Source organism: Burkholderia sp. R-40 (assembly GCF_049942845.1).
Lineage (GTDB): Bacteria > Pseudomonadota > Gammaproteobacteria > Burkholderiales > Burkholderiaceae > Burkholderia > Burkholderia ambifaria.
In genome coordinates this window covers 1,843,113-1,857,052 of record NZ_CP187968.1, presented here as the reverse complement: position 1 = coordinate 1,857,052, position 13,940 = coordinate 1,843,113, and the positions used below count along the sequence as shown (strand labels likewise).

The following is a 13,940-nucleotide window of genomic DNA, read 5'->3' as shown; positions in this document are numbered from 1 at the left end:
AGCGCTGGACAATGCGCGCTTTGATCAGACGTAAAGAGCTCGCATCAGCAAGCTAACGAACCAGCGACGCGCGACGCATCTATACCGTTTTCCCGGCCAGCCCATGCATCGGCCGCCGCAACGCGGCGTCGAACGGATTCGTGCGCGGGCCGATCGCATCGGCCTGGCGCCTGAGCAGTTCGACGACCATCGGCATCCGGTCGTCGCCGAGGCGCGACGCCAGCGTGCCGACGCTCAGTGCGCCGACCGGATACCCGGTGCGGTCGAGGATCGGCACCGCGACGCCGGCCATCCCGTCCAGCACGCCGCTGTTGCGGCCCGCGTAGCCGAGTTGCCGCACGCGTTCGATCTCGGTGCGCAGGTACACCTCGTCGAGCACGCCGTAGCCGCGGATGCGCGGCACGTTGAAGCGGATCACTTCCTCGCGCTCGGCCTCCGGCAGGAACGCGAGGATCGCGAGGCTGCCCTGCCCGACGCCGAGCGCGATGCGCCCGCCGATGTCGCCGGTAAACGAGCGGATCGGGAACGGCCCTTCGCACAGGTCGAGACACACCGCGTCGAAGCCGCTCTTCACGAGCAGGAAGATCGTCTCGCCGAGGCTCGCGCACAGCCGCAGCAGCACGGGCCGGCACAGCGTGCGCATGCTGCTCGGATTGCCGGCCAGCGCGGCGAGTGCAAAGAAGTCGACGCTCAGCCGGTACAGCTTCGACTGTTCGTCCTGCTCGACCATCCCTTCGGCAATCAGCGATTGCAGGATCCGGTGCGCGGTGCCCTGCGTGAGCCCGACGGCCTTCGCGAGATGCGTGACCCGCACGCCGTCCTGCTGCATGCCGGCCAGTGCGCGCAGGATCGCGAACGCACGCTGCAGCATGCCGGTGCCCGGCGCGCCGGCCGGATCGGCGGCGTGCTCGTCCGGGCGCGGCGCGCGTGCGGCCGACGACGTTCCGGGCGACTGGGGTTCTGGCATGCCGGCTCTCCTCGATGATTTCATTGAACGGAATACGGTAGCCGCCATTGTCGTCCGGCCAGAATTGCGCGGGCATCCGGGTGTGCACGGGATTGACGCGCGCATTTCGTGGGCCGGCCGCCCTTCATCCATCGGAACGATTCCCGCTCGATTCGACATTCCATTCCGTTCACCGGAATTTTTTCGAAATTCCTCCCGTTGAGCAGAATTCGAAATTGACGCTCCGAAATATGGCTGGCTAGAGTCCGCGTCATCGGTGCACCGGCCACGGTGTGCGAACCCGGAGCTCCCCATGTCGTTTCTCACGCTTACGGATCTGACGAAATCGTTCGGCGAGCTCACCGCCGTCGCCGACGTCAACCTGTCGGTCGAACAAGGCGAATTCGTGTCGCTGCTCGGGCCGTCCGGCTGCGGCAAGACCACCACGCTGCAGATGATCGCCGGCTTCGTCGACGTCACGCGCGGCCGCATCGCGCTCGACGGGCAGGACATCACGCACATGAAGCCGAACCGCCGCGGGCTCGGCATCGTGTTCCAGAGCTATGCGCTGTTTCCGCACATGAGCGTCGCGGAGAACGTCGGCTTCGGCCTCGACATGCGCGGCGTCGACAAGGCGGAGCGCGCCGAGCGCATCCGCGCGGCGCTCGCGCTCGTGCGACTCGATGCGCTCGCGCACCGCTTCCCGCGCGAACTGTCGGGCGGCCAGCGGCAACGCGTCGCGATCGCGCGCGCGATCGTGATCGAGCCGCCGGTGCTGCTGCTCGACGAGCCGATGTCGAATCTCGACGCAAAGCTGCGCGAGGACATGCAGTTCGAACTGCGCGCGATCCAGCGCAAGATCGGTACGACGACGATCATGGTCACGCACGACCAGTCGGAAGCGCTGTCGATCAGCGATCGCGTGGTCGTGATGGAAGCCGGCCGCATCACGCAGACGGACACGCCGTACCGCGCGTACGAACGTCCCGAGAACCATTTCGTGTCGCAGTTCATCGGCAAGGCGAACCTGCTGCCCGGCACGATCGTCGCGCACGACGGCGACGCGATCCGCATCGACCTCGGCCACGATCTCGCGGAAACGGGCCGCACCGCGCACCTGCCGGCGCGCGAGCGCGACATCCGTGTCGGCGACGCCGTGTCGGTCTGCATCCGCCCGGAAAAGCTGCGCCTGTGCGCGCCCGGCGCGGGCCGCTTCGCCGCGACCGTCACGAGCCGCTTCTTCCTCGGCAGCCAGTGGCTGTACCGCGTCGACAGCGCGCTCGGCGAAGTGCTCGTGTGCTGCCAGAACGAAGGCGCGGAGCCGCTCGCGGAAGGCGCGCCGGTGGGCGTCGACTGGCATAGCGACGCGGTGCGCGTGATGCGCCGGGAGGCCTGAATGGGACAGCCTACCCGCCCGCTACCCGCCGACGGCGCGACGGCCGGCCTCGCACCGCCTACCGCCCCGGGCGATGCGGTGACGCCGCGCGCCGCCGGCGGCCGCGTGCCGCGCGCCACGTGGCGCGCCCATGCACCGTTGTGGTTGATGTGCGCGCCCGCGTTCGCGCTGTTCGCCGCGCTCGTGCTCGTGCCGCTCGCGATGACCTTCGCGCTCACGTTCTATCGCTTCGACCCGGCCACCGGCCCGATCGCCGCGTTCCAGTTCGGCCACTACGCGGAGGTGCTCGGCTCGTCGTACTTCCACACGATCTTCGCGCGCACCTTCGGCATCGCCGCGCTGACCACCGCGATCTGCGTCGCGATCGGCACGCCGGAAGCGTACGTGCTGTCGAAAATGCGCGACCCGTGGCGCTCGCTGTTCCTGCTCGTGATCCTCGCGCCGCTGCTCGTGTCGGTCGTCGTGCGCGCGTTCGGCTGGAGCATGCTGCTGAACACCAGCGGACTCGTGAACCAGGCGCTCGGGCTCGCGGGCCTCGGGCCGTACAAGCTCGAATACACGACGTTCGCGATCGTGATCGCGCTCGTTCACGTGATGCTGCCGTTCATGGTGATTCCCGTGTGGACCGCGCTGCAGCGGCTCGATCCGCAGACCGAACACGCGGCGCTATCGCTCGGCGCCTCGCCGTTCACGACGTTGCGCCGCATCGTGGTGCCGCAGCTGATGCCGGGCGTGCTGTCGGGCAGCCTGATGGTGTTCGGGCTGTCGGCGAGCGCCTTCGCGATTCCGGGCCTGCTCGGCGGACGTCGCCTGAAGGTCGCGGCGGCCGCCGTCTACGACGAATTCCTCGGCTCACTGAACTGGCCGCTCGGCGCGACGATCGCGGTGCTGCTGCTGGTCGCGAACCTCGTCGTGATGCTCACCTACTATCGCGTGCTCGAACGCCGCTACGCGCGCAGCCTCGGAGGCGCTTCCCGATGAGCAAGAACGGCCCCTTCGCCCTGGCGTTCCATACGCTCGTGATCCTGTTCGTGCTCGCGCCGCTCGCGATCGTCGTGCTCGTCGCGTTCACGCCCGACGAAACGCTGACGCTGCCGACGCACGGGCTGTCGCTGCGCTGGTTCCGCGCGATCCTCGACTATCCCGACTTCGTCACCGCGTTCGCCAACAGCGTGAAGCTCGCGTTCGCGTCGGCGACGCTGTCGCTCGCGATCGCATTGCCCGCCGGGCTCGCGATCGGCCGCGCGACGTTTCCGGGCCGCGCGTTCCTGAACGGGCTGCTGCTGTCGCCGCTCGTGATTCCCGGTCTCGTGCTCGGCATCGCGCTGCTGCGCTTCTTCGCGCTGATCGGCGCGACCGGCTCGTTCGCGTGGCTGGTGCTCGCGCACATGATCGTCATCACGCCGTTCGTGATGCGGCTCGTGCTCGCGTCCGTCGCGGGCCTCGACCGCAGCATCGAGCAGGCCGCGTGCTCGCTCGGCGCCGATCCGTGGACGACGTTCCGCCGCATCACGCTGCCGATGATCGTGCCCGGCATCACCGGCGGCTGGCTGCTCGCGTTCATCAACAGCTTCGACGAGCTGACGATGTCGATCTTCGTCACGTCGCCGCAGACGGTCACGCTGCCGGTGCGCATGTATATGTACGCGACCGAATCGATCGATCCGATGATGGCGTCGGTATCGACGCTCGTCATCCTCATCACCGCCGGCGCGATGCTGCTGCTCGATCGCGTGTACGGCCTGAACCGCATCCTGATCGGCCAACACTGACGATGACTTCCGTTTCCCGTTCCACCGACATCGCCGACGACGGCCCGCAATTCGTGCGCGTCGCCGAACGCGAGCGCGCCGCCATCGCGTTCACGCTCGACGGCCGCCCCGCGCACGCGCTTGCCGGCGACACCGTGCTCACCGCGATCCTCGTCGCGCAGCGCCGCGTGCGCGTGAGCGAATTCAGCGGCACGCCGCGCGCGGGCTTCTGCCTGATCGGCGCGTGCCAGGACTGCTGGGTGCGCACCGAGGCCGGCGCACGCGTGCGCGCATGCTCGACGCCGATCGCCGAAGGCATGCGGATCGTCACCGGCGCGCAGCACGCCCTCAACGGAGACGCATCGTGAGCGACGCACTGCGACCGGTGATCGTCGGCGCGGGGCCGGCCGGCGTGCGCGCGGCCGAGGCGCTGGTCGACGCGGGGCTGCGCCCCGTCGTGATCGACGAGAACGCGCGCTGGGGCGGACAGATCTACCGGCAGCCGCCGGTCGACGGCGCGTTCGCCCGCGGCAAGCGCGCGCTGTACGGCTTCGAGGCCGCGAAGGCGGACGCCGTGCACCGGACGATGGCCGCGCTGCTGCCGCAGGTCGACTACCGGCCAAACACGCTCGCCTGGGCGTGCGGCGCGGGCCGCGTCGACACGCTGCAGGACGGCCGCGAAACGACCGTGCCGTTCTCGCACCTGATCATCGCGAGCGGCGCGACCGACCGCATGCTGCCGGTGCCGGGCTGGACGCTTGCCGGCGTCTATACGCTCGGCGGCGCGCAGGTCGCACTCAAGTCGCAAGGCTGCGCGATCGGCAGCCGCATCGTGTTCGCGGGCACGGGGCCGTTGCTGTATCTCGTCGCTTACCAGTACGCGAAGGCCGGCGCGCAGGTCGCGGCGGTGCTCGACACGAGCCCGCTGCGCCGGCAGGCCGCCGCGGCACCGGCGCTGCTGCGCATGCCGGCGACCTTCGCGAAGGGGCTCTATTACATCGGCTGGCTGCGCGCGCACGGCGTCGCGATCGAAACGGGCGTCACGCTCGAACGCATACTCGGCGAGCGGCACGTCACCGGCCTCGCGTGGCGCGCGGCCGGTAACGATGCACCGCCGCGCCGGATCGAGTGCGATGCGCTCGGCCTCGGCTTCGGGCTGCGTTCGGAAACGCAGCTTGCCGATCTCGCCGGCTGCCGGTTCCGTTTCGATCCGCTCAACCACGCATGGCTGCCGGAACGCGACGCGGCCGGCCGCACGTCGGTGCGCGGCCTCTACGTCGCGGGCGACGGCGCCGGCATCGCAGGGGCCGACGCGGCCGAGGCGTCCGGGCGACGCGCGGCGCTCGCGCTGCTCGACGACGCGGGCATCGCGACGCCATCGTCATCATCGTCGCTGGCCGGCAAGCCCGATGCGGCCGCGCTCGAACGCACGCTCGCCCGGCTCGCCGCATTCCGCGCGGGCCTCGAGGCGGCGTTCGCGCCGCCGCCCGAGCTCGCCGCCCGCTGCCCGGACGACACGATCGTGTGCCGCTGCGAGGAGATCGACGCGGGCACGCTGCGGCGCTGCATCCGCGACGGCGCGGCCACCGAGCTGAACCGGCTGAAGGCGCTGACGCGCGCCGGGATGGGCCGCTGCCAGGGCCGCATGTGCGGTGACGCAACCGCTCTCGTGCTGGCCGCCGAAACCGGCCGCCCGCTCGCGGACGTCGGCCGGTTGCGCGCGCAACCACCTGTGAAGCCGTTCCCGATCTCGGCCGCGCTCGCGGGCGACGACGTCGCGGCGATTCCCGACGAGGCGCGCGATGAGTGAACTTCGTCACTACGACGTCGCGATCGTCGGCGGCGGCCTCGTCGGTGCGTCGGCCGCGCTGGCGCTGGCGCGGCGCGGGCTGCGCGTCGCGCTGTTCGAGCGCCGCGACTGCGGCGCGCAGGCGAGCGGCGTGAACTACGGCGGCGTGCGCTGCCAGGGACGCCCGGCCGAGCAACTGCCGCTCGCGCTGCGCGCACGGCGCATCTGGGACTGCCTGCCCGAGCTGATCGGCATCGACGGCGAATTCGTCGTGTCGGGCCACTTGCGGCTCGCGCGCAGCGACGCCGACCTCGATGCGCTCGATGCGTATGCAACGGTCGCCGGCGAGCACGGCCTGCCGCTGCAGGTGATGCGCGGCGACGCGTTCCGCCGCCGCTACCCGTGGCTCGGCCGCGCGGCGCTCGGCGGCTCGCTGTGCGCGACGGACGGGCACGCGAATCCGCGCGTCGTGTCGCCCGCCTTCGCGCGGGCGGCCCGCGCGGCAGGCGCCGACGTGTTCGAGCACGCAGCGGTCGACGACGCCTGGCACGACGGCATGCGCTTTCACGTTCAGGCGGGCGGCCGCGCGTGCACGGCGACGTGGCTGATCAATTCGGCCGGCGCCTGGGCGAACACCATCGCCGAACGCTTCGGCGAAGCCGTGCCGATGGAGCCGATCTACCCGAACATGTGGGTGACCGAGCCGCTGCCGCCGTTCATCACGCACAACCTCGGCGTGTACGGCGGCGGGGTGTATGCGCGGCAGGTCGCGCGCGGCAACTGCGTGATTGGCGGCGGGCGCGGCCGCGGCGACGGCGAATTCGGTCAGCCGTCGGTCGACACGACGCGCGCGGTGATGCGCGATGCGTGCGCGCTGTTGCCCGCGCTGCGCGATGCGCTGCTGATCCGCACGTGGAGCGGCGTCGAAGGCTGCACGCCCGACCACAACCCGATCATCGGCGCGAGCCGCACGACGCCGAACCTGTTGCATGCGTTCGGCTTTTCCGGCGGCGGCTTCCTGCTCGCGCCGGGCGTCGGCGAGGTGCTCGCCGACCTCGTCACGACCGGTGAAACCGCCACGCCACTCGAAGCATTCTCGATCGGCCGCTTCGCGCCGCACACGCCGATCGCCCCTTTCCGTCAAGAGGAGACCCACAAGTGAAACTGTTCGGAACGATCGCGGCCGCCGCCGCCCTCTGCGTCGCCGGCGCCGCCGCGCCCGCGTTCGCGCAAACGAAGACGATCTACGTCGGCATGAACGGCGGGCCGATGGAAAAGGCCTATACGAGCCAGGTGCTGCCCGAGTTCGAGAAGGCGAACAACGTGAAGGTCGTCGTCGTGCCCGGCACGTCGTCGGACGTGCTCGCGAAGCTGCTCGCGAACCGCAACAAGCCGCAGATCCACGTCGCGTTCCTCGACGACGGCGTGATGGCGCGCGCGGTCAGCCTCGGCGTGTGCCAGAAGCTCGACGATTCGCCGGTGCTCAAGGAGCTGTATCCGTTCGCGCGGATGAAGGACGACGTCGGCGCGGGCGTGCAGCTCGGGATGACCGGCATCGCGTACAACAAGAAACTGTTCACGGAGAAGGGCTGGGCGCCGCCGACGTCGTGGATGGATTTCGCCGATCCGAAATACAAGGGCAAGGTCGTGTTCCAGTCGGCGTCGAGCAGCACGTTCGGGCTGCACGGCTTCCTCGCGATCAACCGGTTGCTCGGCGGCAGCGAACAGAACGTCGAGCCCGGCTTCAGCAAGTGGGCGAGCACGGTCGGGCCGAACGTCGTCGAGTACATCCCGAACTCGGCGAAGATCTCCGAGATGGTGCAGACCGGCGAGGCCGGCCTCTTCCCGCTGACGCCGACCGGTGTCGGCGACCTGCAGGACAAGGGCATTCCGGTCGCATATGCGAACCCGAAGGAAGGCCCGGTGCTGCTGCTCGTCGACCTGTGCGTCGTCGCGAACAATCCGGATCCGCAGCTCGCGCAGAAGCTCGCGCAGTTCCTGCTGTCCGCGCCCGCGCAGACGAAGGCGGCCGAGGCCGGCAAGCAGATCCCGACCAACCGCCTCGCGAAGATGCCGGCCGCGATGCAGCAAAGCCTCGGCAACGTCGACGATCTCGTGCGCAAGGTGACGGTGGTCGACTGGGCGGCAATCAACGCGCGCCGCGCGCAGTGGGATACGCGCTGGAACCGGCAGATCGAGCGGTAACGGGCGACGGCGCGCGCGGGCACGGCCGCGCGCGGAGCGACCATCATCAGCGGGAGTGATGACACTCCCCTTTTTTTGTGGATTTGACCGGGGCGGCGGTGCCGACAACACTAGCCCGCAGTGCCGCATGCGCTCTCCAGAGACGGCACGCGTTCGTCCCCCTTCAGAGTCCGCCATGTACCCGACCGACACCGTGCAATCCCCGAGCGCCGCCCGGCCGCTCGCCGACCGGCAACTGCGCCGGATCGTCATCGCCTCCGTCGCCGGCAACGCGATGGAATGGTATGACTTCTTCGTCTACGGCACGGCCGCCGCGCTCGTGTTCGGCCACGTGTTCTTTCCGCCCGGCGCGTCGCCGCTCGCGGGCAGCCTCGCCGCGTTCGCGGCGTTCGCGCTCGGCTTCGTCGCGCGGCCGCTCGGCGGGATCGTGTTCGGCCATATCGGCGACCGCTACGGGCGCAAGGCGTCGCTCGTGTGGACGCTGCTGATCATGGGCGCGTCGACGTTCGCGATCGGCCTGCTGCCGACCTACGCGCAGGTCGGCGTGTGGGCGCCCGCGGCGCTCGTCGTGCTGCGGCTGCTGCAGGGCGTCGCGTCCGGCGGCGAATGGGGCGGCGGCGTGCTGATGATCAGCGAAAACGCACCGCCCGAGCAGCGCGGCTACTACGCGGCATGGAGCCAGCTCGGCGTGGGCGGCGGCTTCGTGCTGTCGTCGGCCGCGTTCCTCGCCGCGCAGGCGCTGCCGGACGACGCGTTCCGCACCTGGGGCTGGCGGCTACCCTTCCTCGCGAGCATCGCGATCTTCGCGATCGGCATCTATATCCGCCGCCACCTGCCGGAAAGCCGCGACTACGAGCAGGCCGCCAAGCGCGGCGCGCACACGCACTTGCCGATCGTCGAGTGCATCCGTCGTCATCCGAAGGAAATCCTGCTCGCGATGGGGCTGCGCGTCGCCGAAAACGGCGGCGCGTATATCTTCCTCGCGTTCTCGCTCGTCTACGGCAAATACGTCGGCATCCCGAACGGCGTGATGCTGACCGGCGTGATGATCGCGATGATCGTCGAAATGGGCGCGATGCTCGCGTGGGGCCGCCTGTCCGACCGGATCGGCCGCAAGCCCGTGTACCTGATCGGCGCGCTGAGCCTCGTCGCGTGCGCATTTCCGTTCTTCTGGCTGCTCGACACGCGTGCGACGCCGCTCGTGTGGCTCGCGCTGACGATCGGCACGGCGGTGAGCCACGGCGCGATGATTGGCACGCTGCCCGCGCTGGTCGGCGAGCTGTTCAGCACCGAGGTGCGCTACTCGGGCGTCGCGCTCGGCCATGAAGTCGCGTCGATCTTCGCCGGCGGGATGTCGCCGCTGATCGCGACCGCGCTGCTCGCGCGCTATCACGCGTCGTGGCCCGTGTCGCTGTTCCTCATTGCGCTCGGCCTCGTGACCGTCGCGACGCTGTGCATGATGCGCGAGACGCGCGGTATGCCCGCAGCCGGTATGCCCGATGCCGGTACGCGCGGCGACGCGGCATGACCGCGCGGCCGCGCGCCGCGCGACGCTCAGGCCCCGGAATCGCGCCGTGCGGCGTCGAACCCGGGCGCGAGCCCGAGGTGATCGAGCAGCCGCGCGAACTCGCCGAGCCGTTGCTGCATGTAAGCCGGCACATCGACTTGCGCATAGTCGTGGAACCCGGCGCCCGTCCGCACGCCGTCGCGCCCGGCCTCCATGTTGCGCACGACGCTCGCGGCCGGCGCGAAGCGCGGACCGATCTCGCCGGCGAGGTACGTCGACGCGTAGTACAGGATGTCGCAGCCGCCCCAGTCGATGAACTCGAGCAGCCCGAGCACCGCGAAGCGCGGGCCGAAGCCGGTGCGGATCGCCGTGTCGATGTCCTCGGCGCTCGCGACGCCCTCCTCCACCATCCGCGCGGCCTCGTTCATCGCGAGCGCCTGGATGCGCGGCACGATGTAGCCGGGCGCCGGCCCGCAGATCACCGGCTTCTTGCCGACGCGCTCGAGCAGCGCGGCCAGCGCATCGACAACCGACTGATCCGTCGCGTCGCTGCGGCTGATCTCGACGAGCGGCATCAGCAGCGCCGGGTTCAGCCAGTGCGCGTTCAGCATCCGCTCCGGGTGCGCGACATGGCGCTGCAACGTGGTGACGACGAACGTCGACGTCGTCGATGCGATCGTTGCACGCGCATCGACATGCTCGCCGAGCCAGCGCAGCGCGTCGGCCTTCGCGTCGAGCACTTCCGGCAGCGCTTCGAACACGATGCCGGCGTCGCGCACCGCGTGCGCCGCGCCGTCGCGCGCGACCAGCGCGATGCGCGCGACGACGGCCTCGGCCTGCGCGCGATCGATGCGGCCGAGCGCGACCTGCGCATGCAGCGGCCGCAGGATCTCGCCGCGCGTGCGATCCTCGAATGCGCGCCATCCTTGCGCGTCGCGCGGCTTGAAATCGATCAGCGTCACGTCGAGGCCCGCGAATGCGAACACGAGCGCGATCCCCTGCCCCATGCGTCCCGCGCCGAGCACGTGCACGCGCGTCACGTCGAGGGCGGCCATCATGCGGCGTACCCCGCATCGAGCAGCGCGCGCATCGCGTCGCGCGACAGCGCGGCGAGACCCAAACCGTCCAGCGTGCGCCCTTGCGCATACAGGTCGCGGCCAGTGACGGCCGACGCGACGCTCAGCAGCCCCTGCGCAACGGGCGTCGGCACGTTGGCCCAGCGTCCGCACGACACGATGAAGGACAGCCCGAGCCGGGTGTCCTCGAGCATGTAGCGATGCGTGCGCAAATCGATCTTCTCGCGCCAGTCGCCGCTGTCGGTCAGCTTGCCGTGCGCGCCGCGCCCGTACATCCATTCGTCGCCGTCGGTCGCGTAGTGGTCCGCGAGCGGGAAATGCGGCGCGCGGTAGCCGAGCGCCTCGCGCACGGCGATGCGTTCGGCGTCGAGCGCGTTCGTCACGCGGCGGATCGACGGTTGCGTGCCCTCGTTGTGGATGTCCCACGCGTCGAAGTGTTCGAGCGGCCCGGCGTTCATCAGGATCAGCGGCGGATGGATCACCGGGCCCGCGTTCATCAGCGCGCCGGACAGCGCGTCCTCGACCGGCTCGACCGACGGATAACCGGCGCGCAGCACGTCGAACGCCCAGCCGGCCGCGTTCGCGGGAAACACGCCGGTCGGCAGGCGCGTCGCGTATGCGCTGATCACGACCGCGTTGTCGCCGTGCTTGCGCACCAGGTACGGCAACGTGCCCGTCTCGGCGTACGCGACGCGCGCACGGTTGCCGGCATCGGCCGCCGCGCGCGCGAACACGAAGCTGCCGAACGTGCCAGGCGGCAGGAACACGACCTGGCCATCCTCGAGCAGCGGCGCGACCTGCGCGGCCAGCGCGTCGTGCGACAGCGCCGGCAGCGGCACCACGACGAGCCGCGCGCCGCGCAGCGCGGCCGCGAGATCGTCGGTCAGCCGGATCGCGCCGGGTGTATCGCCGAGCGGCACCGCGCGCTCGCCGCGATAGTCGGTCACGTGCAGCGCGCCAAGTTCGCGCAGCCGCGCATGCGGTTCGCGGTCGCGCCGCCACCACGTCACGTCGTGGCCCTTCTCGAACAGGTCGATCGCGGCCGCATGGCAGCCGTGGCCGCCGCCCAGTACACATACCTTCATCGTTTTCTCCCGGTGAGTGAGTGTTGCCGAGACTACGCGGCGGCGCGCATCGCGTCGCTTCAAAACGCGCAACGGCACGCCCGTTCGCGCAACGCATTCGCGGCGATGCGCATCACGCCGCGCCCACGCATCCGACACGAGGCCACCGCATGGACATCGCCCTCTCCCGACATGCGCCGAACCGGCTCGGCACGCTGCATGCGCCCGACGAAGTCGAACGCGCGGTCGCGCACCGGCTCGGGCCGCACCGGATGGCCGCGCACGGCCGCGATCCGTTTCATGCGGAGCTGTACGAGGTGCCGCTGCATCACGGCGCGCTGCTCGAGCTCTGCTACGGCCGCGAAACGCGCATCGATTTCGGCGACGATGCCGATCACTTCCTGTTCCGGCTGACGCTATCGGGCGCGTGCGAGCTGCGGGCCGGCCAGCGGATCGCGCGTGCGGGCCCGGGCGAGCTGACCGTGTCGTCGCCCGCGCTCGCGAGCCGCCTGCGCACGAGCCCGGATTGCCGCAACCTGGTGCTGCGGCTGGAGCGCGGGGCACTCGAACGCAAGCTGCAGGACATGCTGCACGCGACGCTCACGCGGCCGCTGCACTTCGACCTCGCCGCGGGCGGAAACGGCGCGGGCGCCGCGCTCGTGCCGCCGACGTTCGAGTATCTGTGCCGTCTCGGCGCGCAGCCGGGCATCGGCGCGTCGGTGACGACGTTCGGCGCCGATCTCACTGCGTGGCTGATGTCGCTGCTCCTCACGCACCTGCCGCATTCGTACAGCGCTGCGCTCGCGCGCGGCACGCCGCCGCTGCCGGCGCACGTGCGCCGCGCATGCGATCACGTCGACGCGCATCTCGGCGAGCCGCTCGCGCTCGCCGCGCTGGCGGCCGTCGCAGGCGTCGCACCGCGCACGCTGCAGCATGCGTTCCGCGCGTTCCTGAACACCACGCCGGCCGCCTACGTGCGCGAGCGCCGGCTGGCCGCGGTACACGCCGCGCTGCAACGCGGCGACGCGCGCAGCGTGACCGACGTGCTGATCGCGCACGGCATTCATGGCTTCGGCCATTTCGCGAAGGCCTACGCGCGGCGTTACGGCCACGCGCCTTCCGTCACCGCGAGGCAAGCACCATGACGCACTCCGCCACCAGCCGGCCGCCGGCCCCGTCCCGCGCCGAACCTTCACCGCACGACGGCGATTCGCCCGACGGCCTGCGCGTGCAGGATCTCGATCTCAACTTGCTGAAGACGTTTCGCGCGGTGTACGAAGAGCGGCACGTCGGCCGCGCGGCGCTGCGGCTCGGCGTCACGCAGCCGTCGGTCAGCTACGCGCTCGGCCGCTTGCGGCTGATGTTCCGCGACGCGCTGTTCGTGCGCACCGGCACCGGCGTCGAGCCGACGCCGCGCGCGCAGCGGCTCGCGATATCGGTCGACAAGGCGCTCGCGATCCTGCAGGACGTGCTCGACGAAGGCTCGCGGTTCACGCCGGACAGCACGCAGCGCGTGTTCCGGCTGCACATGAGCGATTTCGCGGCGAGCGCCTTCCTGCCGACGCTGCTCGCGGCATTCGACCGGCGCGCACCGGGCGCGGTGATCGAGACGCTGCACGTCGACGAATGCCAGCTCAACGTCGCACTCGAATCGGGCCGCATCGATTTCGCGCTCGGGCATTTCGCGGACGCGTCGAGCCATTTCCAGCGCGCGGCGCTCCTGCACGAGCGCTGCGTGTTGCTGATGCCGCGCCGCACCGCGCGGCGCGTCGCACTGCCCGACGATTTCGTGCTCAACGGCGACGCGCCGGACACGCTGCGCTTCGTCGCGGTGACATCGCATCCGCAGTCGATGCAATTGCTCGAACGGCACGGACTGATGCCGCGCGTGCGGGCGGCGCTGCCCGACTTCATGGTGGTGCCGGCGCTGCTCGAACACGGCGATTACGCGCTGATCCTGCCGGAGACGGTCGCGATCACGTTCGCCGCGCGTCAGCCGTGCACGCTGTACGAGATCGCCGGGGCCGGCGAATGGGCCGTCAACGCGTACTGGCACCGGCGCTTCGACGCGGACCCGGGCCATCGCTGGCTGCGTGCGCTGCTGCTCGAGTTGTTCGATATCGGCCGGCAGCCGCCGTTCGACGCATGGCTCGCGCCGCACCCGCCCGCCTGCGCGTAGCGGCGCAGGCGGCCAGCGGCAACGCTC

At 70.6% G+C, this 13,940-nt stretch carries 13 protein-coding genes; 10 read left to right on the top strand and 3 right to left on the bottom strand.

The window, feature by feature from the left end; genetic code table 11:
• Window positions 1–79: 79 nt before the first annotated feature.
• A complete protein-coding gene (locus ACP26O_RS24755; RefSeq protein ID WP_175666163.1) occupies window positions 80–967 on the bottom strand; it encodes an IclR family transcriptional regulator in 888 nt (295 codons plus the stop codon).
• Window positions 968–1,259: 292 nt separating this feature from the next.
• Here ACP26O_RS24755 and ACP26O_RS24750 point away from each other — a divergent pair, with 292 nt between their 5' ends.
• From ACP26O_RS24750 to ACP26O_RS24715, 8 genes are all read left to right on the top strand, one after another.
• On the top strand, window positions 1,260–2,342 hold the full coding sequence (locus ACP26O_RS24750; protein ID WP_011660294.1) for an ABC transporter ATP-binding protein: 1,083 nt from the start codon (window positions 1,260–1,262) through the stop codon (window positions 2,340–2,342).
• Window positions 2,343–3,323, top strand: a complete 981-nt coding sequence (locus ACP26O_RS24745; RefSeq protein WP_175666162.1) for an ABC transporter permease — start codon at window positions 2,343–2,345, stop codon at window positions 3,321–3,323.
• Entirely contained in the window at window positions 3,320–4,114 is a 795-nt protein-coding gene (locus ACP26O_RS24740) for an ABC transporter permease (RefSeq protein WP_012365422.1), read from the top strand. Before ACP26O_RS24745 ends, ACP26O_RS24740 begins: the two co-directional genes overlap by 4 nt.
• 2 nt (window positions 4,115–4,116) lie before the next feature.
• The gene (locus ACP26O_RS24735) at window positions 4,117–4,461 is read left to right on the top strand and encodes a (2Fe-2S)-binding protein (RefSeq protein ID WP_175666161.1); all 345 of its coding nucleotides are present in this window, start codon (window positions 4,117–4,119) and stop codon (window positions 4,459–4,461) included.
• Window positions 4,458–5,903, top strand: coding sequence for an NAD(P)/FAD-dependent oxidoreductase (locus ACP26O_RS24730; protein ID WP_175666160.1), 1,446 nt, complete (start codon window positions 4,458–4,460; stop codon window positions 5,901–5,903). The genes ACP26O_RS24735 and ACP26O_RS24730 overlap by 4 nt, the downstream gene beginning before the upstream one ends.
• On the top strand, window positions 5,896–7,044 hold the full coding sequence (locus tag ACP26O_RS24725) for an NAD(P)/FAD-dependent oxidoreductase (protein WP_175666159.1): 1,149 nt from the start codon (window positions 5,896–5,898) through the stop codon (window positions 7,042–7,044). Before ACP26O_RS24730 ends, ACP26O_RS24725 begins: the two co-directional genes overlap by 8 nt.
• Window positions 7,041–8,087, top strand: a complete 1,047-nt coding sequence (locus tag ACP26O_RS24720; protein ID WP_105829946.1) for an ABC transporter substrate-binding protein — start codon at window positions 7,041–7,043, stop codon at window positions 8,085–8,087. Before ACP26O_RS24725 ends, ACP26O_RS24720 begins: the two co-directional genes overlap by 4 nt.
• Before the next feature lie 175 nt (window positions 8,088–8,262).
• On the top strand, window positions 8,263–9,615 hold the full coding sequence (locus ACP26O_RS24715) for an MFS transporter (protein WP_175666158.1): 1,353 nt from the start codon (window positions 8,263–8,265) through the stop codon (window positions 9,613–9,615).
• A gap of 26 nt (window positions 9,616–9,641) precedes the next feature.
• Here the strand turns inward: ACP26O_RS24715 and ACP26O_RS24710 are convergent, their stop codons facing one another.
• A complete protein-coding gene (locus ACP26O_RS24710) occupies window positions 9,642–10,652 on the bottom strand; it encodes a 3-hydroxybutyryl-CoA dehydrogenase (RefSeq protein ID WP_175666157.1) in 1,011 nt (336 codons plus the stop codon).
• The gene (locus tag ACP26O_RS24705; protein WP_175662295.1) at window positions 10,649–11,755 is read right to left on the bottom strand and encodes an NAD/NADP-dependent octopine/nopaline dehydrogenase family protein; all 1,107 of its coding nucleotides are present in this window, start codon (window positions 11,753–11,755) and stop codon (window positions 10,649–10,651) included. The genes ACP26O_RS24710 and ACP26O_RS24705 overlap by 4 nt, the downstream gene beginning before the upstream one ends.
• Before the next feature lie 149 nt (window positions 11,756–11,904).
• Here ACP26O_RS24705 and ACP26O_RS24700 point away from each other — a divergent pair, with 149 nt between their 5' ends.
• Together ACP26O_RS24700 and ACP26O_RS24695 are read left to right on the top strand one after the other, a co-directional pair.
• Window positions 11,905–12,879 (top strand): AraC family transcriptional regulator, encoded by a 975-nt coding sequence (locus ACP26O_RS24700; RefSeq protein ID WP_175666156.1) that lies wholly within the window; start codon window positions 11,905–11,907, stop codon window positions 12,877–12,879.
• Window positions 12,876–13,913, top strand: coding sequence for a LysR family transcriptional regulator (locus ACP26O_RS24695; protein ID WP_175666155.1), 1,038 nt, complete (start codon window positions 12,876–12,878; stop codon window positions 13,911–13,913). The genes ACP26O_RS24700 and ACP26O_RS24695 overlap by 4 nt, the downstream gene beginning before the upstream one ends.
• The last annotated feature ends 27 nt before the right edge of the window (window positions 13,914–13,940 follow it).